The 19,602-nt window shown below is 39.5% G+C and carries 15 protein-coding genes; 5 read left to right on the top strand and 10 right to left on the bottom strand.

Features of this window, described 5'->3' with window-relative positions:
• Nucleotides 1–40 precede the first annotated feature (40 nt).
• The 9 genes from hrpA to RB214_RS10730 form a co-directional block, all read right to left on the bottom strand.
• A complete protein-coding gene (hrpA, locus tag RB214_RS10690; protein WP_309166772.1) occupies nucleotides 41–3,928 on the bottom strand; it encodes an ATP-dependent RNA helicase HrpA in 3,888 nt (1,295 codons plus the stop codon).
• Nucleotides 3,929–4,122: 194 nt separating this feature from the next.
• Nucleotides 4,123–5,154, bottom strand: coding sequence for an isoaspartyl peptidase/L-asparaginase (locus RB214_RS10695; protein WP_309166774.1), 1,032 nt, complete (start codon nucleotides 5,152–5,154; stop codon nucleotides 4,123–4,125).
• Between the two features lie 127 nt (nucleotides 5,155–5,281).
• Nucleotides 5,282–5,986 (bottom strand): SapC family protein, encoded by a 705-nt coding sequence (locus RB214_RS10700; protein ID WP_197098520.1) that lies wholly within the window; start codon nucleotides 5,984–5,986, stop codon nucleotides 5,282–5,284.
• A 336-nt stretch (nucleotides 5,987–6,322) separates the two neighbouring features.
• The gene (gene pgl / locus RB214_RS10705) at nucleotides 6,323–7,033 is read right to left on the bottom strand and encodes a 6-phosphogluconolactonase (protein WP_024606581.1); all 711 of its coding nucleotides are present in this window, start codon (nucleotides 7,031–7,033) and stop codon (nucleotides 6,323–6,325) included.
• A gap of 2 nt (nucleotides 7,034–7,035) precedes the next feature.
• Complete coding sequence (gene zwf, locus RB214_RS10710) at nucleotides 7,036–8,508, bottom strand: glucose-6-phosphate dehydrogenase (RefSeq protein WP_024597624.1); 1,473 nt, start codon at nucleotides 8,506–8,508, stop codon at nucleotides 7,036–7,038.
• 269 nt (nucleotides 8,509–8,777) lie between these two features.
• On the bottom strand, nucleotides 8,778–10,424 hold the full coding sequence (gene pgi / locus RB214_RS10715; protein WP_309166779.1) for a glucose-6-phosphate isomerase: 1,647 nt from the start codon (nucleotides 10,422–10,424) through the stop codon (nucleotides 8,778–8,780).
• Between the two features lie 398 nt (nucleotides 10,425–10,822).
• A complete protein-coding gene (locus RB214_RS10720; protein WP_165744056.1) occupies nucleotides 10,823–13,078 on the bottom strand; it encodes an aminotransferase class V-fold PLP-dependent enzyme in 2,256 nt (751 codons plus the stop codon).
• 135 nt (nucleotides 13,079–13,213) lie between these two features.
• Nucleotides 13,214–14,290 carry an AI-2E family transporter gene (locus tag RB214_RS10725; RefSeq protein ID WP_024606584.1) on the bottom strand — a complete coding sequence of 359 codons (1,077 nt, stop codon included), beginning with the start codon at nucleotides 14,288–14,290 and terminating at the stop codon, nucleotides 13,214–13,216.
• The gene (locus tag RB214_RS10730; protein ID WP_149602402.1) at nucleotides 14,283–14,501 is read right to left on the bottom strand and encodes a hypothetical protein; all 219 of its coding nucleotides are present in this window, start codon (nucleotides 14,499–14,501) and stop codon (nucleotides 14,283–14,285) included. Before RB214_RS10730 ends, RB214_RS10725 begins: the two co-directional genes overlap by 8 nt.
• A gap of 145 nt (nucleotides 14,502–14,646) precedes the next feature.
• Between RB214_RS10730 and RB214_RS10735 the strand changes: the two genes are divergently transcribed.
• From RB214_RS10735 to RB214_RS10755, 5 genes are read left to right on the top strand one after another with little or no spacing between them, the layout of a single operon-like run.
• Nucleotides 14,647–15,312 carry a hypothetical protein gene (locus RB214_RS10735; protein ID WP_024597628.1) on the top strand — a complete coding sequence of 222 codons (666 nt, stop codon included), beginning with the start codon at nucleotides 14,647–14,649 and terminating at the stop codon, nucleotides 15,310–15,312.
• Nucleotide 15,313: 1 nt separating this feature from the next.
• Nucleotides 15,314–16,771 carry a M48 family metalloprotease gene (locus RB214_RS10740; RefSeq protein ID WP_165744055.1) on the top strand — a complete coding sequence of 486 codons (1,458 nt, stop codon included), beginning with the start codon at nucleotides 15,314–15,316 and terminating at the stop codon, nucleotides 16,769–16,771.
• Between the two features lie 53 nt (nucleotides 16,772–16,824).
• The gene (gene arsC / locus RB214_RS10745) at nucleotides 16,825–17,172 is read left to right on the top strand and encodes an arsenate reductase (glutaredoxin) (RefSeq protein WP_024595681.1); all 348 of its coding nucleotides are present in this window, start codon (nucleotides 16,825–16,827) and stop codon (nucleotides 17,170–17,172) included.
• The gene (wrbA, locus tag RB214_RS10750; RefSeq protein ID WP_165744054.1) at nucleotides 17,172–17,726 is read left to right on the top strand and encodes an NAD(P)H:quinone oxidoreductase; all 555 of its coding nucleotides are present in this window, start codon (nucleotides 17,172–17,174) and stop codon (nucleotides 17,724–17,726) included. Before arsC ends, wrbA begins: the two co-directional genes overlap by 1 nt.
• A complete protein-coding gene (locus tag RB214_RS10755; RefSeq protein ID WP_024595679.1) occupies nucleotides 17,723–18,166 on the top strand; it encodes a DUF2069 domain-containing protein in 444 nt (147 codons plus the stop codon). The genes wrbA and RB214_RS10755 overlap by 4 nt, the downstream gene beginning before the upstream one ends.
• Nucleotides 18,167–18,246: 80 nt before the next feature.
• Here RB214_RS10755 and RB214_RS10760 read toward each other — a convergent pair whose 3' ends face one another.
• Entirely contained in the window at nucleotides 18,247–19,584 is a 1,338-nt protein-coding gene (locus RB214_RS10760; protein WP_309166791.1) for an ankyrin repeat domain-containing protein, read from the bottom strand.
• Between the last annotated feature and the right edge of the window lie 18 nt (nucleotides 19,585–19,602).

A 19,602-nucleotide genomic window follows, 5' to 3' on the forward strand; every position in this document is an offset into this window, starting at 1 on the left:
CCTTCTATTAAGGTACTAAGCTTAATAGAAAATGCAAGTTTTATTCTATCTCTTTTATCGCATTAAGTACCCGCTTGGCTGAAATTGGGTAAGGCGTTCCTAGTGTTTGAGCAAATAACGACACTCTAAGCTCCTGTTGCATCCAAAAAATAGCGGTTACCTCTTGTGGTATAGGCAACCCTTTAGGCGTTTTATTAACTACTTTTTTATACTCTTGCGCAACTTTATCTAGCTCTAGTACGCATAACCTATCACGATTTGGATCCACAGGCAGCTTTTCTAAACGTTTTTGAATCGCTTTTAAATAACGAATTAAATCCGCTATTTTATCTGCGCCATGCGCGCTCACAAAACCTTTAAATATAAGTGACTCAAGCTGTGACTTAATATCGCCGTGCGCGGTTATCATGGTTAAATCAACGCGCCCTTTCATTTTTTTATGCAGGGCATGAGCAATACTTAATACTTGCTCAACTTGCGTTGCAATCGATACAACGGCATCGCCCAGCTCACCACGTATTTGCTCTTTTACTGTTTCAAATGCTTTTTCGTCGCGTATATCACTGTGTTTTACTAATAAGCTATCAACACCTGCGGCAATACAGTCATCAATTAAATCAGCTATTTTACCAAATGGGTTAAAGTACAAACCTAGCTTTGCCTTATTCGGTAAGTTTTGTTGTAAGTACTTAATTGGCGATGGCACATTTAATAGTACTAAACGGCGCAAACCTTGTTGATGTGCTTGCTGCGCTTTTGCTTCGCTATCAAAAAGCTCCACTGCAGCGGCTGATTTTTTATCCACCAGCGCAGGGTATGCTTTTATCTCATATTGACCTTGCTTTTTAACGTATGAAGCGGGTAACTCACCAAAATCCCATTGTGTTAGGTCTGATTTTTCAATGCCTTTATCGGCTACTTTAGACAGTGTTTCGGTTACTTCACCTTGCAGCTCTGCTTTGAGCTTGGCTAAATCAAGTCCTCGTGCAAGTAACTTATCGCTCTCATCACGTACTTCAAACTGTAATCGTAAATGCGGTGCAAGCGCGGTTAAATCCCATGCCTCTGGATCAACTCTCACACCTGTCATTCTTAATAAACGCGTGGCTAAAGCATCAATTAAGCTACCTTGCATTGGCTCAATAGCTGCCAGCACTGCATCAGCATAATTTGGTGCTGGCACAAAATTACGACGAAGCGATTTAGGCAATGACTTTATAAGCCCACTTATTAGCTCATGCCTAAATGCTGGTATGTGCCAGTCAAAACCACTTTCTTGTACTTGATTTAAAAGCGCTACTGGTATTTGTACCGCAACGCCATCAACTGCTTGGCCTGGGTCGAAATGATAAGCAAGCGGCAATATAATATTGTCTTGCTGCCATGTGTCAGGGTAGTCAAACTCAGTGATATTAATTGCACCATGCTGCATTAACTCTTCACGAGTCATGTGTAGGTAATGCTTATTTTGTTGTTTTTGTGTTTTATACCATTTTAAAAATGCAGCGCGGTTATTAATTTCTTTGGGTATTTTTTTATCGTAAAACTCAAATAACGTTTGCTCATCAACTAAAATATCACGACGACGTGACTTATTTTCCAGAACTTGAATATCTTCTATTAGCTCACGGTTAAACGCTAAAAAGCCCTCGTTTAAGCCCAGTTCTTGCTCAACTAATGCAGTGCGCACAAAAAGCTCTCGACTCACTTTAGGGTCTATGTTGCTATAAACACAGCGGCGTTTATTTACAACAAGTAAGCCGTATAAAGTTTGCTGTTCAAACGCGATTACCGCACCAGGCTTTTTCTCCCAATGAGGTTCTGTGTAACTGCGTTTAACTAAGTGCTGTGCTAATGGTTCTACCCAGTTAATGTCTATTTTTGCATTTGTGCGGGCATATAACTTACTTGTCTCTACCAGCTCCGCTGACATGATCCATTTAGGGCTCTTTTTAAATAAACCTGAACCTGGAAAAATATGAAACTGACTATTACGTGCGCCTTTGTATATTTGTTTTTCATCTTTAAAGCCAATATGGCTTAGCATCCCGCTTAACAACGCTTTGTGAACAAGTTCGCCATCAGCCGCTTGGCTGGTTGCTTTCATGCCCATTTCGTTACACACAGTACTTATTTGATAAACAATATCTTGCCATTCACGCAGGCGCATATAGGCTAAGAAGTCTTTTTGACACAGCTTTCTAAATTGGCTATTAGTCAGCTCGCTTTGCTGCTCTTCTAGGTAATTCCATAAGTTTAAAAAAGCGATAAAATCAGAATCTGGATCATCAAAACGACCGTGCTTTTCATTGGCAGCCGCACGTTTTTCCTGTGGGCGTTCACGTGGGTCTTGAATGGACAACGCCGCCACAATAATAATCACTTCACGCAATGCGCCAAGTTTATGGGCTGTTAGCACCATTTTTGCTAAACGTGGATCAACGGGTAATCGACTAAGCTCTCTGCCCGATTGCGTTAGGCTGGTTTTACTATCGCGTTTAGCTGGTTTGACCGCTTGTAGCTCTTCAAGCAATGTTAGGCCATCATTAATATTGCGGCTATCTGGTGCTTGTACAAACGGAAATTGCGCCATATCACCAAGCCCTAGCGCCAACATTTGTAAAATAACAGACGCAAGGTTAGTACGCAGTATTTCAGGGTCGGTAAACTCTGGGCGCGATAAAAAATCATCTTCAGAGTACAACCTAATACAAATACCCGCTTCAACACGTCCACAACGACCCATACGCTGATTAGCGCTTGCTTGCGATATTGGCTCTATTGGTAAGCGCTGTACTTTTGTACGATAGCTGTAACGACTTATACGCGCAGTACCTGGGTCTATTACATAACGAATACCCGGCACGGTGAGTGACGTTTCGGCTACGTTAGTCGATAAAATAATATGACGACGAGAATGCGGCGCAAATATACGGTTTTGCTCTGCGTTAGATAAACGCGAGTAAAGTGGCAATACATCGGTGTGTTTTAAATTACGCTTGCTAAGTGCATCTGCGGTATCGCGTATTTCACGCTCACCATTTAAAAATATGAGAATATCGCCAGGGCCTTCAGCGCACAGCTCATCAACGGCATCAAAAATACCTTGTAGCTGATCGCCCTCCGCTTCCATATCATCTTTATTAATATCAGTAATAGGGTTGTAGCGCACATCAACAGGGAAAGTACGACCCGATACTTCTATAATGGGCGCATCATCAAAGTGCTTTGAAAAACGCTCAGGATCGATAGTCGCTGAGGTAATTATTATTTTTAAATCAGGGCGTTTTGGAAGCAGGTTTTTTAAGTAACCTAAAATAAAATCAATATTTAAACTACGCTCATGCGCTTCATCAATAATAATCGTGTCGTATTGATTTAAAAAACGGTCTTGCTGAATTTCAGCCAGCAAAATACCGTCGGTCATTAATTTAATATACGTATTATTAGATACCTGATCGCTAAAACGAATTTTAAAGCCAACTTGCTGACCAAGTTCACACTTCATTTCTTCAGCAATACGATTAGCCACAGTACGCGCTGCTAATCGACGTGGTTGCGTATGACCAATTAAACCATCAACACCGCGACCAAGCTCTAAACACATTTTAGGTATTTGCGTTGTTTTACCTGAGCCCGTCTCACCGGCAATAATAACCACTTGGTTATTTGCAATGGCGTCTTTAATTAATTCCTTTTTTTGACTTACCGGCAATTGCTCAGGGTAAGTCACTTTAGGGAGGCCAGCTAAGCGTTTATCGCGTAATTCTTGGCTACGGGTTATATCAGCCGCTATTTTTTCAAGCGCGTTGGCATGCTTGTTTTCATCCGTTATTTTTTTTACGCCATGTAAGCGTTTCTTGAAAATGAATTGATCTTTTTTTAAGCACGTTTTTAGCTCGCCAAACAACTGACCTAGGTTTACCACCCGCATACCTTATGAAATTAGTTAAAGAGCCGTAATTGTATCAAATTAAACGGCTGGGGTTAATCCTACAAAATGCATAACGCGGGGTTGTTTGTTATATAAACGCTGCTATTGAACTAAACTGTAAATAATAAATTTATTTTAAACAATTATTTTCAGGGCTAACTACATTGAATAAATTAAATGACGTTGGCTTATTCGTCACTAAAAATGCCTACGTAGGTCGCTTGAGTATTCGATTTACTTGCCCGATACATGCCAGAGGTATTAAACGGTAAGCTAATATTACCTTTTGTATCAATAATAATTACGCCGCCTGTGCCACCAATAGGCTTAAGCACACCGTTTATAACTTCATCCCCTGCCTCAGCAATGGTTTTACCTTGGTACTTAACTCGCGCACATATATCGCTTGCTACGTTATAGCGAATAAAGTATTCACCATGCCCTGTTGCCGATACCGCGCACGATTCATTTTCAGCAAATGTTCCGGCCCCAATTACCGGTGCATCCCCCACACGACCATAACGTTTTGCGGTCATACCACCTGTTGATGTACCTGCCGCTAAATTACCATTTTTATCAAGCGCCACTGCGCCAACCGTGCCCATTTTGTAAGAGTTAGGTAATGCTTTGTGCGCGGCTTGGTACTCTTTACTGGTTGCTTTGGCTTTATCTAATTTTTGTTTTGCTTTTAAAAGCGCTTTGTAACGAGGCTCGGTATCAAATAAGTTATTTTCGACAAGCTCAACACCTTGCTCTTTAGCAAACTCTTCAGCGCCTTGCCCACTAAGCATTACATGTACAGAGTTATCCATTACCAAACGTGCTAAGTTAATTGGGTTCTCAATATGCTTTACACCCGCAACTGCGCCTGCTTCACGGTTTCGACCATCCATTATGGATGCATCAAGCTCATGCCCGCCATCGTAGGTGTATACCGCTCCACGCCCTGCATTAAAATAAGGGGATTGCTCTAATACTGCAATTGCTGCAATTACCGCATCTAAGCTTTCGCCGCCTTGGTGTAATACTTTATAACCTGTCTCTACTGCTTGCGTTAATTTTGCACGATACTCTTTTTCTTGAGCGGGTGTAAATCGTGCTTTTTCAATTGTCCCTGCCCCACCATGAATCGCAATGGCAAAAGGAGTCTCTGCAGCTACTGCGCTATTACTTAAAGCAACAAAGCTGCTCGCAAAAATCGCTAATAATGGTGTTTTCATAATGAGTTCTTTTATGGGGAAGTTATAAACTAATGTGAATGGTTACGGACTTAATTTCAACTAAAGTGAGTTTAATGGCATAAAAAAAGCGCCTTAAGGCGCTTTTTAAAATTTTACGTGTTTGTAATTAAGCTTGTTTAGCTTTTAAACGCGCTAAACGTGCTACTTGGTGAGTAGACGTTAAGAACGAGTAAATTGGTGCTAAGTAACCACGTTTACGAAGCTCTAAGAAATCAGCATCGCTTAACTCATTTAGTTTTTTCTCATCGATAAGGTAAATACCGTTGATGTCTTTTTTCTCGCCTTTAATGTCTACTGTTAGCGTTTGCGCAATTAGTAGCTCTTTATCAGCAAGGAATTTAGTGAACGCTTCAGTTACTTGAGAAAACTCAATAAATGATACTAGCGCTTCTTTACGACGTTTTAGGTAATCTGTTTCTTCGCCGTTTTCAAATAATGCATTACCTTCGTCTTCACCAACAAGCGTACTTGCTTCGTCAATTACGATACCGTATTGATCTTGATCTGGGTGTTTAACTAAACCCAGTGGGTAACGAGTAGATGCCATAGGTGCAAATGCTGCAGTCCATTTACCATCTTCTACAAAAAGGTTTTCGCCTGGCTCTAAGCCAAACATAGCAACTGCTTGAAAAGTGCCTGTTTCGTTATTTTTAACGAATGACATTGGAAACTCGTTTGCTACACGTGCAAACTCATGTGCAACTACTGGCACTAAGTGTTGAGTTTTCATGAATTCTACATTGATGCCGTTTTGAATTTTAGTGTTGGCATGTTTTTCGTTGTGTAAAGGCTGTACTTGTTGCTCCGCCATGTTACTGCTCCGTTTATTTTAATTTATATGTTTCATTGTTAATGCCTTTAGGCTAATGCTTTTGAGCTAAAAAAGGAAGGGAAACTTTTATGACAACAACCATGAAAAAATAAAATTTAACTAAATCTGAACGTTGCTAAAAAACATACAGCTCAAACTCATAAATTTTGTTCAAAAACAACACACTTCGTGGTTAATTTTAATACAAATCAAAGTTATTCATTAACATTGGTTAACAGTTCAAAGCTATTTTTTTGCAGTGTTTGGGCTTAAATTTAAGCAAATAAAAAAGGCCGCTTATATAAGCGGCCTTTAAAAGTTAAACTGGCATCTAAATTAAGGCGCCCAATATACTTCAATATTTATACTTGGGTGATTAAGCACAGCGCGAAGTGGCATGTCATTAACATCGCCGCCCGCTTTTGCTTGCTTATAAACAGCGAGTTTTTCTTCACCGCTAATTAAAAGCTTAACCACTTTAGATTGCGCAATGGCATTTAACGTAAGCGTCATTCGCTCAGTAATACTACCCGTCACATCACTTTGTATCGCATTAATTGCACATACTGTTTGCTCAGTTGTTAAACCATGCTCTAAACCGTCTGCATTTGGGAATAACGACGCTGTATGGCCATCTGGGCCCATACCTAAAATAGTTACATCATATGGGCTTTTTAACTCGCTATAAGCCGCTTCACACTCTTGTGCGCCCTGTTGAGCCGTTGCTGCAGCGTTCTTCATAGTAATAAAGTTTGCAGCACTACCATGATTTTGTAATAAAGTACTTTTAATAAATGCTTCATTACTTTTTTCATGGCTTGGGTCTACCCAACGCTCATCAACCATAGCAACATCAACATGTTGCCAATCTAAATCAAGTGTTGATAAATGCTTATAAGCGGGCGCAGGAGACGAGCCGCCCGACACCATTAATACAGCACGGCCATCGTTTTTAATGCCATCACGTAATGATTGCTCAAGCGTTGCAGAAAGCTCAGCTGTTAACGCGTCTTTATCATCAAAAAACTTTTCAACTAGTGTTGCCATGCTTATACCTTATCGCCTGTGTTAAACCATACATGATTGTTTTCTGCCAATAATTCATCAGCATCATCAGGTCCCCAGCTACCAGCACGGTAAAGCGCAGGCTTACCTTTGTCTTGCCAACGGTCGATGATTGGATCAATCCACTTCCACGCTTGACGAACTTCATCACGGTGAATAAATAACGACGGGTTATCAGCAGCGGCATCAAGCATTAAACGTTTGTACGCATCTGAGTGGAAACCATTGCTGTAAGCTTGTGAAAGCTCAATATTCATTGTTACTGGCTCAAGTTGCATTTGAAGATTATCAAGGCGCTTAGACATAAGCGTTAGTTGAATTGTTTCCTCTGGCTGCAAACGAATAACAAGACGATTTGGCTCGATATTACCCACGTTATCTTCGTAGATATTGTGAGATACTTTTTTGTATTCAACCACAATTTCTGCACAGCGCTTAGCCATACGTTTACCCGTACGAAGGTAAAATGGAACACCTGCCCAGCGCCAGTTATCGATATGCGCGCGAATAGCTACAAACGTTTCTGTTTTACTAGAACCTTCATTTAGCTCTTCTAAGTAACCCGGTACAATTTTACCGTTTAAGTCACCTGGTACGTATTGACCACGAACAATATTTTCATCAACATCACCATCTACAAGCGGGCGAAGTGCTTCTAATACTTTTAGTTTTTCGTTACGAATGCTGTTAGCGTTAAGCTTATTAGGCGACTCCATTGCAACTAAGCAAAGTAGTTGTAATAAGTGGTTTTGAACCATGTCACGAAGTGCACCGGCTTTATCATAAAAACCAGCGCGGCTTTCAAGGCCAACCGTTTCTGATAAGCTAATTTGAATATTATCAATAGATTTAGCATCCCACATATTTTCAAACAATGAGTTTGAAAAACGCAGCGCCATTAAGTTTTGTACTGTTTCTTTACCTAAGTAATGGTCAATACGGAAAATTTGTTCTTCATTAAAAAACTCTGCAATTTTTCCATTAATTGCTTCAGCAGAATCACCGCAATAACCAATTGGCTTTTCAACAACAACGCGTGATGTAGGTGTAATTAAACCTTTAGTCGATAATATTTCACAACACGTGCCGTAAACAGCAGGCGGAAGTGATAAGTAAAACACGCGAGACTTAGTGCTTTCGTGCTCATCTAAAATGCCTTTTAGCACATCCCAGTTGTCGTCTGCTTCTGTAACATTACTTACCACTGGCACTAAAAAAGTAGAAAACGCTTTCCAATCTTTAGCGTTAAACTCACCTTTGCTTAAAAATTCTTGTAATGCTTTATGCGCTGTTTCTATGTATTCAGCACGTTTCGATTCTTCGCGCACTGTTGGTAGGATACGTGAGCCTTCAGGTAAGTTACCTTCTTGATATGCTCTGTACATTGCAGGTAGCAATTTGCGTAACGCAAGATCACCACCGCCCCCAAAAATTATAATATCAAAAGGATTAAGCATAGTTACTCTCTACGTTGTGATACCCAGTACATTTTGTAAATGCGCGGGTATGCCTATTTATTGCTAGATTAGATGGCTTTTATAGCTGTATTTAAATAAAAGCCTGCTGAATTGTTCTGTATCGATGATTTATTATTATTGTTTATCATTGCGCTTATTAAATGAGCCTTAGGGGCCCTGTATCTCCTCTCACAAAAATACAGACCCTAAGCACTCCAGCGCTACCCGTTCAAAGGTACTCGGTTTACTTACTTGCGTAAGCGAATTTTTTACTGCGTACGGTTTTGTTTATAGTACGCCATTAAGCCGTTTGTAGAACTATCATGAGCGTGTTTCACGCTATCATCAGTGAGTTCACTCTCAATTTTAGATGCTAAACCTTTACCCAGCTCTACACCCCATTGGTCAAACGAACATATTTCTAAAATAATGCCTTGGCAAAATATCTTATGCTCATACAGTGCAATTAAACGGCCCACTGTTTTAGCATCTACTGTATCTAATAGCATAGACGTTGTAGGACGATTGCCTTGATGAATTTTATGATTTAATAACTCATCAATCTCTGCTTGCGATTTACCCTTAGCGGTTAAATCAGCTGTAACTTGCGCTGCATCTACACCACTCATCATCGCTTCTGTTTGTGCAAAAAAGTTCGATAATAAAATATCGTGATGCTTATCAACATTCACTTGTGGCTTAACTGATGCAATAAAATCTGCAGGTACAATTACATTACCTTGGTGTAAACACTGATAAAAGGCATGCTGGCCATTAATACCCGTCATGCCCCAAATAATTGGAACCGTAGTATAAGGTACCGTTTCGCCTGCAAAGTTAACGTGTTTACCGTTACTTTCCATTTCGCCTTGCTGTAAATACGCAGGCAACATATGCAGTGCTTGATCGTACGGTAATATAGCTTGCGCTGTATAACCTAAAAAGCTCGTATTCCATACACTAAGCAATGCCATAATTAATGGTATATTTTGCTCAAACGGCGCAGATTTAAAGTGCTCGTCTATTTCAAACGCACCTTCTAAAATTGCTTCAAAGGCGTCGTAGCCTAAATATAAAGCAATTGGTAAGCCTATCGCACTCCAAAGTGAAAAGCGACCACCAACCCAATCCCACATAGTGAATACGTTTTCGTCGCTGATACCAAAGGCTGCCGTTTTTTCTAAATTTGTACTTACTGCAACAAAATGCTTTGCAATTGTACTTTCATCTTTTGTTGTTTGTAAAAACCAGTCAACCGCCGTCTTTGCGTTTGTCATGGTTTCTGACGTCGTAAATGTTTTTGAAGAAATAACAAATAATGTTGTTTCAGGGTCAATGGCTTTTAATATAGACGAAATTTGTACACCGTCAGCATTAGATACGTAGTGAACATTTAACGTATCATCAGCAAGTGCTTTTAATGCCTCAGTTGCCATTTGTGGACCAAGGTTAGAGCCACCAACACCAATACTTACAACATCTTTTACCGCTTTGCCGGTATAGCCTAACCATTTACCGCTACGAACTTTTTCTACAAACACTTTAATTTTAGCTAACTCGTTGTCTACGGCTTGTGTCACGTTTTCGCCATCAACAATTAATGGAGTGTGAGCACGATTACGAAGTGCCGTATGCAAAACTGAGCGATCCTCAGTGATATTTATTTTTTCACCGCTAAACATTTTATCGCGCCACGATGCAATATCGCATTCTTTAGCAAGCGACATTAAGTTAGCAAAAACATCGTTATCAATAAGTTGCTTAGAATAGTCGAATAATACGCCTGGCACTTGAGTAGAAAACTGAGAAAAGCGCATGTCATCTTGTGCAAATAACGTTTTTAGATGTGTTTGTTTCATCTTAGCTGCACTTTGTTCTAGTGCTTGCCAACTTGCTAGTTGCGTTCGGTTAGACATGGAAATATCCTCTATTTTTTTCAATCAATTGATTTAAAAATGTTTTTATAAAAGCAAAACTCTTAATACTACTTATTCACACTAAATTAAAGCGCAAATAGTATAACTAAAAATGCAAAAAAGTGCTGTTTTTATAATTTTATGTGCAGATGATAACGCAATTTTTAGCTTTTGACACCGGTATCATAAAAATTTTATAAATTAATTTACCTGTAATTTTAAAGGCAACGGCATAGCTTAATCAATCAAAATGAAATATTAATGAATTTTTATAAGCGCTGCTAATTACTTTTCATAGTTATTCACTAATTACTGTAATTGTTTGCCTTGCAAACAATTAAACCTTAAAAACAAAAAATCGGCTCTAAAGCCGATTTTGTATAAATTAAAATCTTTGCTTAATTACTAAGCGCTAGCCCACCACTTAGGTTATAAACCGTTTTGTATCCTAGCTGCATTAAATTGCTCGCAGCAATCTTTGAGCGGTTACCACTGCGGCATAATAAAATATATTTGTTATTTTTACTTAACTGCCCTTCAAATACCGCATTTGCCATTCTGCTAAGCGGTATATTTAATGTTTTTTCATCTAGCGTATTAAATAACTGAGCAACATTATTTGCTCCATGTTCATACGGCTCCCGAGTATCTATTAAATATGCATCGCCGGTGTTTAACATTGCTTTAGCGTCATCAAAATTTAATTGCTGTGTATCAATCTCAGGCAATGCATTTACATAACCACACAATTGCGTGTTATTTACTTGCTTTGAAGCGTCGTGCTGCTGCTTTTGTATAGTAAATTCATCAACTGAAATACTGCCGCTTACTAACGCATTGAGTAATGGCGTTTGGTTTTGTTGTACAGCCCAGTTCATGGCAAAACATTGTTGGTAGTCGTGCCCTGAGCAAATAATGCTGGTGCCATTAAGTTGCTCGCTTATTGCTAAAATAGAGCGTGCCATTGCTTTTGCATCCCCACCTATAAGCGATGTATTGCCAAGCCCTGCAGGCAAAATTAAATCACCACAAAAACAATAACGCGTTTCGCCATTACTATTTTTTAATAAATAACTTACGCTATCTTTGCTGTGCCCAGGTGTCGCTACTTTTTCAAGTACGTCATTTGCTAAGCTAATACTTTCTGCATTTAGTGGCCAACCTAAAGCATCAACCTCACCTTTTACAACTCTTGATGCAAGAACACTGGTTAATAAATTAGTCGCTGACTCTCGCTCTTGATGCAGATGTGTATTAAGCACCGCTGATATAGTTAAGTTTTGTGTATTAGCTATTTTTTCAAAGCGCGGAATAAGCTCAATAATCGGGTCTATTATAACTGCGTATTTATCATCGCTTACATAAAGCCAACTACATGCTCCTTGGTGCCTAAACTGAGTAAGGCCAAGTGCGCACACTTCTTGTTGTGGTGTGGTGCTATCAGATACAATTAAACAGTTAGCCTGTAGTATTGCTTTAAGAGCTCGAATACGCACACAAGCATCATCAATATCGTGTTGTGTTGCCGCAGGTCCAAATGATAGCCTAATCGCGTTTTCGCTTTGCCACTTACTTGCACCCATTGCATCTAAAACAAAACTTGTTGATGCGCCCGTACTACAAGCCGAGCCACCACTTACGCGAATGCCCGCAGCATCAAATAAATCAATCACTTCTTTGCTCGTTAAGTCGTTTACCGCAAAGTTAAGTGTGGTAGGCACGCTATAAGCAAAATCATGATTGAATGTAATATCACCAAAGGTGTCTTTTATCGCGCTTTGTAACTGGCTTCGATAAGAGTTAAGTATGCTAATTGGTTTAAATGTATCGTCTGATTTATCAAGCAACATACTAAATAGTTTATTTAACCCTGCAATACCGGGTAGATTTTCGGTGCCTGAACGCATTCCACTTTCTTGACCGCCACCCGCTATAAAAGGTGTATACGCACTGCCACTACGAATATATAAAAAGCCAATACCTTTAGGTGCGTAAAGCTTATGCCCCGAAAAAGGAGCGTAATCAATAGTTGTATTACTCAGTGCGAGCGCTTGTTTACCGAGTGCTTGTACGCAATCCACCATCCACGATACATTTTTGTTACGGCTACGAATTACCTGCTCTATAGCGGGTAAATCTTGATATACACCGGTTTCGTTATTAACGGCCATGGTGCAAATCATCAAAGCGTTATTAATATGCTCTGCGATAAAATCTAAATCTAAAATACCGTTGCTATCAACCGGAATAGCAAGCACCTCAGCATTAACGTCAAGTACGCTATTCCAGTGCTTGAGTGTATTTGGCACCGCTTTATGCTCAGTAGCGCCATATAATAATACAGGGTTTTTAATAGACTGCTTTTTAGCATTAATTAATGTAGAAACCACCGCAGTTTGAATACCCTCCGTTGCACCAGAGGTAAATAGGATATCGCCATTAGTTGCGCCAATAACCGTGCGTGCCTTTTGACGTGTTTGTTCTAATAAATGCTTGGCTTGAATACCTGTGATGTGCGGGCTTGAAGGATTACCAAAACATATTTGCATGGTATGAGAAACAACATCAGCAATACAAGGCAACACAGGGGTCGTTGCATTTGCATCAAGGTAAACTTGTTTTACTGGCTCATCGTGCAATAAAAACTCAGACATTAAAAAACGCACCTTATTACTAAAAAATATATCTTATTACCAATAGTACATAAATTTACAGGTAATGAGTAATAATCAATTAGCACTAGAGGTGCGTTTACTATGCTTTTTTAAACTAAAAGTCTGTTTGCTTAACTATTCACTGAGCTCTTTGCTGATCTCTTCGTGCGTTGACGACCAAGCTGTTATTAGCGCTTTTACTAATGAGGCCAACGGGATGGCAAAAAATACGCCCCAAAACCCCCATAAGCCACCAAAAAATAATACCGCGACAATTATAAATACCGGATTTAAATCAACTGCCTCAGAAAACAACAGCGGTACAAGTACATTGCCATCAAGCGCCTGAATAATTCCATAAATAATTAAAATGGTCCAAAACTGCGTTTCTAATCCAAACTGAAACAGTGCAACTGCCGCTACCGGAATAGTGACGAGTGCCGCGCCAATAAATGGAATTAATACCGAAAAGCCAACAAGCACACCAAGTAAAGCTGCATAGCGCAAATCTAAAACAGTAAATGCGATGAAAGACACACCACCAACAATTAAAATTTCGAATACTTTACCGCGAATGTAATTCATAATTTGTTGGTTCATTTCGTTCCACACTTGTAAAATCAAGCGTCGTTGCTGCGGGATCAGTTTAGCTATACTGCCTGTCAGCTCCAGCTTATCTTTAAGCATAAAAAACACCAGTAACGGCACAAGTACCAAATATATAAGCCAAGCAACAACATCTTTTAAAGACGTAAGTGAAAACGATAATACCGCTTGACCAAACTCAATAATTTTAGCTTCTACGGTTGCAACAATTGCTTGTACTTGTTCTATATTAATTAAACTTGGGTATTGTTCAGGTAAAGCCATTAAATAAGACTTCCCCTGCTCTAGCATATGCGGTGTTTCTTGCACTAAGTTACTGGTTTGCTTCCAAAGCACTGGGCCAATAACTAAAATAAGGGTGAGCATAATGCTAATAAATATCAACATTACAATAATTGTTGCTGTAAAACGTTTTAAGCCAACACGCTCTAAATGAACAACCGGCCAATCTAGTAAATAAGCGATAACCAGTGCAACAAGCACAGGAACAATTAACGCGCCAAAAAAGTAAAGTAAGGCAACTGATACCAATAATAAAAATAATAAGGTAGACGAATGAGGATCCGAGAACTTCCTTTCGTACCATGTTTTTACGTATTCAAACATGTAATGGCTCCACTAATAACAACCCTCGTTGTTTATCAAAATTGTAACTATAAGCATTTTTTTGCAAAAAACGTTCAATGTCGTTCGCACTTTCACCTCTATTAAGACTAAAAGTGATGCGTTGTTTTGATGACTGTGCACTTCGAAGCGCAAGCTTAAACTGCACAAATTGCTGAGGACACTTAAACTCTTTTAAATCGCGCTCTACCATAACTACTTTATCCGTATAGTAAATGAATAATAAGTCGCATATTTACGGTCTACGTATTTATATACTCAAACCGTTGTAACTTTTTGTTAAAACAATTCCTGCAATAGTTTATCCTTATAACATAACTAGCAGTAAGGATAAGTTAATGCCTGGCACGCATAATAAAGCGCAACTACCAAGTAATCCAACACTCAAAGAGATTAATTGGTTTAAAAAGCAGATTAATTGGGGCGAACTACCTCCTTTTTATCACCTTGTTGCCTCATCAATAAGCGAATCAGAAGGAATTTTAGATCATGGGTTCGACAATGCAGTTAAACAACTTTTAGATAAACGCAATTGGAACTTAGATTTACTAGAAGGCTATGAAGATAACCTAGGTGAAATACATACCAAACATAAGCCACGTATTGCGCTGCACCAAGTATTTACAGACAGAGGCTTTGAACTATGGGCACAGCCTTATGCTAAAGATGTTATTGTTGATCAATACATAAAAAACAATCGCTTTATGGAATTTAGAGTGTGGGACCCACATTCAATGAAAAACTTGATCAGAATAAGTCAGTTACATAAGTTTATTGGCTTTTATTTCGAACGAGGCGACAAAGCAGATAAAGCCATTATTTTACATGCTCACAAGGTAGTACATAAAATTATTACTTTCTTGCAGCGAGAATTGAACGTTGTAAAGCTTGATGGAGTCACAATAAAAGAACTATACCAATTGTGCGAAAAAGACAGCCGTGCAAGCAGTGACGAAATAGACATAGCCAAAATTGCAATTGGCGAACAAATTAACAAGGAATAAAATGCAGCTAAAATCAGCATTTATCACTTTATGCAGTGCTGCGCTTACGTTTAGCTTATTAATAAGCGAACCTTTAAAAGCGCAAACCAACTTTACGCTTCCTGATTTAGGAACTTCTGCATTACAAGCACTGCCACTCGAAAAAGAACAAGCCATTGGCGAAGTAATGATGATGCAAATACGAGGCTCATCACCAGTAATAAATGACCCAGTGCTAGATGAATACCTCACGACTATTGGCCGTAAACTTGTTGCTAATGCTAACGATGTACGCTTTCCGTTTTCGTTTTTTTGGATAAACAACTCAGAAATAAATGCCTTCGCCTTTTATGGCGGACACGTTGGTGTGCACACAGGGTTAATAGCTCAAGCCGATAACGAGAGTCAGTTTGCCTCAGTGCTTGGTCACGAAATTGCTCACGTAACACAGCGCCACTTAGCCCGAAGAATACAGCAACAACAAGATAACAGCGCGCTGACTATTGCCGGTATGATAGCCGGAATATTAGCAACCGTTGTTGCACCAGATGCGGGTATTGCCATTATATCTGCCAGCCAAACACAATCTGCTTTTAGTCAGTTAACGCATAGTCGCTCAGCCGAGCAAGAAGCTGACCGCATAGGCATGCAAACGCTTAACAATGCAGGCTTTGATGCACGTGCATCGAGCGAATTTTTAACTAAACTTGCCGCGCAAATTCGTTATAAATATAAACCACCTGCGTTTTTACTTACTCACCCATTACCAGAGAGCCGAGTATCTGATGTACGTTTGCGTGCAGAGCAATTTCCTGTGCGTCATATGAGTGCCAGTCTTGAGTTTAATTTAGCTAAAAGCCGCGTGCTTGCGCGCTACGACAACAAACCAGAAAACGCCGAAGACCTATTTAGAAAACGACTTCGCGAAAATAGCTACGATAACACCGCTTTAAAGTACGGTTTAGCTATTAGCTTACTTGATCAAAAAAAGCTTGATGAAGCAGCCCCAATACTAGATGAGCTTTTAAAAAACGATCCTAAAAACCTATTTTATATAGATACCCATACCGATTTACTCATCGCGCAAAAAAAGGCACATGAAGCCGTAAAATTTTTAGCCGATTTAAATCAGTATCGCCCTAATAATCAGGTAATTACGCTTAACTATGCCAACGCAGCACTTGAAGCTGAGCAATATGAACTAGCCGAAAATATTTTGAAGAGTTTTTTACTCGAAAAGCCAGATCATAACCTAGGCAAGCAACTTCTTGCTGATGCGTATAAAAAACAAGATAAATTAGCCTCATATCACGAAGCGAACGCCGATGTATTGGCTCAATACGGTGCTTATTTAAAAGCCGCAGACGAAGTACAAAAAGCACTTAACTTCGTAGAGCCAACCGAACTTGTAAAGCAACAACGTTTAAAAGCACTACTTACCCAGTATCGACTTTTACAAAAAGAGCTTGCAAGACTTTAAGTCTGCAAGCGCTTACCCTAAAATAGACGCAATTCACACTTTGGAATCATTTTATGTCTGTTACTATTTACCACAACCCACGTTGTTCTAAATCACGCGAAACGCTAGCGCTACTGCAAAGTAAAGCGATAGAGCCAAGTGTTGTAGAGTATTTAAAAACCCCTCTTACTCACGAGCAAATTTCAACGCTTGTAATCCAACTTGGTTTTTCATCCGTACGTGAAATGATGCGCACCAAAGAAGATGACTACAAAGCGCTTAATTTGAAAGATGAAACAAATGAGGACGCACTTATTAACGCTATGGTTAAATACCCAAAATTGATTGAACGCCCTATCGTAGTTAATAACAATAAAGCAGCGATTGGTCGTCCACCAGAAAACGTACTAAGCGTTTTATAATGAGTGCAACCATAGTGGTGCTTTATCACTCAAGCCACGGCTCAGTTGAAGCAATGGCTCATGAGATAGCAGAGTCGATAGAGCAACAAGGTGCAACCGCCCTGCTGCGTACTTTTGTGGCTAAAAATGCGCACGATATTGTGATCACCAAAGATGATTTAATAAATTGCGATGGTTTAGCATTTGGTACACCAACCCGATTTGGCATGATGGCCTCTCAAGCAAAAAGCTTTTGGGAAACCACCAGCGACTTGTGGCTAAAAGGCCAATTAATCGATAAGCCAGCGTGTGTATTTTCGTCATCAAGTAGTATGCATGGTGGAAATGAAGCAACCTTACTTAACTTATCTTTGCCACTATTACACCACGGCATGGTGCTTATGGGCGTGCCGTACGATGTACCCGAACTATTTGCAACACAAACCGGTGGAACACCATACGGTGCAACACACGTCGCTGGCAGCGCTAACAGTGCACAGCTAAGCAAAGACGAAATTAAAATATGCCAAAGCGTTGGTAAACGCCTTACTCACATTGCGAGAAAACTTAAATGACTACAGCTGACAGTCCAGCTAAAAAGCCGATTACGGTAAAATTTCAACGTGCAGCACTATTTGGCTATGTTGGTTTACTTATTCTGATCCCTTTGTGGATGTATTTTGTACCCCCTCTAGACGGTAATACTAGTTGGGTGTCATTGTTTTTTCCTATCATTCCTTTACTGCTGCCGCTAAGAGGCATAATTCAAGACAACACATACACCTATGCGTGGGCTAACTTTATTGTAATGCTTTATTTTATCCACGGGCTTACTATGCTGTGGGCCGCTCCTGATGAATTAATTTGGGTGTTGTTAGAGCTGGTATTTGCATCATCTATGTTTATTGGCTGTACTTACTACGCAAGACATCGCGGACAAGAACAAGGTTTAAAAATCCGTAAGCTTAAAGAAGAATTAGCTGAAGAAAAAGCAGCAAATGAGCACGGTAAATAAAGCTTAACCATAAACGCTATATACAAAAAAACGCGCTTAAATTACTTTAAGCGCGTTTTTTATTAACTGTTTAAAACTAGCTAAACTAAATCGCTCAAGGCAGCTAGCACCACAATACTCGCCAACCCTATTTGAGCAATTAAGCTAATAAACGAAAAGCCTCTAAGCACAAATAAACCCCAAGGGTGTTTAATATGTGGATATAGCGCACAGCGCTTTAATGTAGTCGCAAAGAAAAAACAAATCACTGCAGTCATAGTTAAACCCAGCGTCAGCTCACTTTTAATTGAGAGGGTTTCATCAAAAAAGAAAAACAACTGTAAAGGCAGCAATATAGTCACAATAGCATGTAGCACATGCACTTTTTTAATGCGATCGAACTGCCCTTCTGGCGAAAGCTCTTTAATACCAAAATCACGCTCTAAACATTTAACTAAGTTATTAGCTTTAATACTCACCGCCAAACGATAACAGCTTAAACCTTCTTTATTACGTGCTCTAAAATCGTATCCGGCTTTAATAAGCAGCACCATTAACGACTCATTTTTAGCAAACACAGCATAATGAAGTGCAGTGTTACCTAAATTATCAACCGCTTTTTTGTCTTGCTTTGCCAGTAGCGTTTCAACCACATTTACAAAGCCTTTTTCGGCGGCCCACATAAAGGCTGTTTTATTGTTTTCATCAGCAAGTACACCAGTAGCGCCTTGCTCAATAAAACGCATAGCCATTGTTTGCTTAGCTGTTTTTTTACGTAAATGAGTAAGCAAAGCTTTTTCTAAAAGAACAACAGAGTCAACATCAGGAGAAACCTGCGTCAGCAGCGTAAAATAGTCTTTACCCGCAGCTACTTTTTCGCTGGCAAGTTCAGAAAGAGTATCTAAATCAGCAATAGACTCTGGAATAAACGCACTTAGGCGCTCTCTAAAATCAACTTCTTTCCATAGAGCTAATGTGTCCTTTGCCGAGAGTTTACTTTTATTATTTAACGCATGCTCAATTAAGGTGAAGTAGCGTTTACTAAAAAATAAATCAACTAAAGACAGTGGCGTATCTATGGTATTTTGTGCAGCCACGCTTGCGTATTTTTCAAGGCGCTGGCACAGCATAAGCACTAAGCTTTCAGGGGTGTATTCATTATCGTAGTAATGGCTTTTAACCGCACTAATATACGCTTGTGCGTCTTCGTCATATTCAGAGATATGTTGAAAGTAACATTCTTCAAATGGCTCCAGCGGGGTTAGCCATGCCAAATAATAAATAGGTGGCAGCACGGTGGTGCATACACCATCGTCTTCATTTGAAGAACGACAAGCAGGCCAAGCTTCCAAAGCATCTAAAATAAAGGCACCGTTTTGTTCTACCAGTCCTTTAATAAGTAATGGGTATTCCTTTGGCCAAATCAGTACATTTTCCATTAAAACAACACAACTCCA

Source organism: Pseudoalteromonas sp. HL-AS1 (assembly GCF_031198785.1).
Lineage (GTDB): Bacteria > Pseudomonadota > Gammaproteobacteria > Enterobacterales > Alteromonadaceae > Pseudoalteromonas > Pseudoalteromonas distincta.

Coding starts and splice junctions, on each gene's coding strand:
- RB214_RS10725 (WP_024606584.1), bottom strand. CDS start 14,290: ATGTTTGAATACGTAAAAACATGGTACGAAAGGAAGTTCTCGGATCCT.
- pgi (WP_309166779.1), bottom strand. CDS start 10,424: ATGTCTAACCGAACGCAACTAGCAAGTTGGCAAGCACTAGAACAAAGT.
- RB214_RS10760 (WP_309166791.1), bottom strand. CDS start 19,584: ATGGAAAATGTACTGATTTGGCCAAAGGAATACCCATTACTTATTAAA.
- wrbA (WP_165744054.1), top strand. CDS start 17,172: ATGAGTGCAACCATAGTGGTGCTTTATCACTCAAGCCACGGCTCAGTT.
- RB214_RS10740 (WP_165744055.1), top strand. CDS start 15,314: ATGCAGCTAAAATCAGCATTTATCACTTTATGCAGTGCTGCGCTTACG.
- RB214_RS10755 (WP_024595679.1), top strand. CDS start 17,723: ATGACTACAGCTGACAGTCCAGCTAAAAAGCCGATTACGGTAAAATTT.
- arsC (WP_024595681.1), top strand. CDS start 16,825: ATGTCTGTTACTATTTACCACAACCCACGTTGTTCTAAATCACGCGAA.
- RB214_RS10700 (WP_197098520.1), bottom strand. CDS start 5,986: ATGGCGGAGCAACAAGTACAGCCTTTACACAACGAAAAACATGCCAAC.
- zwf (WP_024597624.1), bottom strand. CDS start 8,508: ATGCTTAATCCTTTTGATATTATAATTTTTGGGGGCGGTGGTGATCTT.
- RB214_RS10730 (WP_149602402.1), bottom strand. CDS start 14,501: ATGGTAGAGCGCGATTTAAAAGAGTTTAAGTGTCCTCAGCAATTTGTG.
- RB214_RS10720 (WP_165744056.1), bottom strand. CDS start 13,078: ATGTCTGAGTTTTTATTGCACGATGAGCCAGTAAAACAAGTTTACCTT.
- pgl (WP_024606581.1), bottom strand. CDS start 7,033: ATGGCAACACTAGTTGAAAAGTTTTTTGATGATAAAGACGCGTTAACA.
- RB214_RS10735 (WP_024597628.1), top strand. CDS start 14,647: ATGCCTGGCACGCATAATAAAGCGCAACTACCAAGTAATCCAACACTC.
- RB214_RS10695 (WP_309166774.1), bottom strand. CDS start 5,154: ATGAAAACACCATTATTAGCGATTTTTGCGAGCAGCTTTGTTGCTTTA.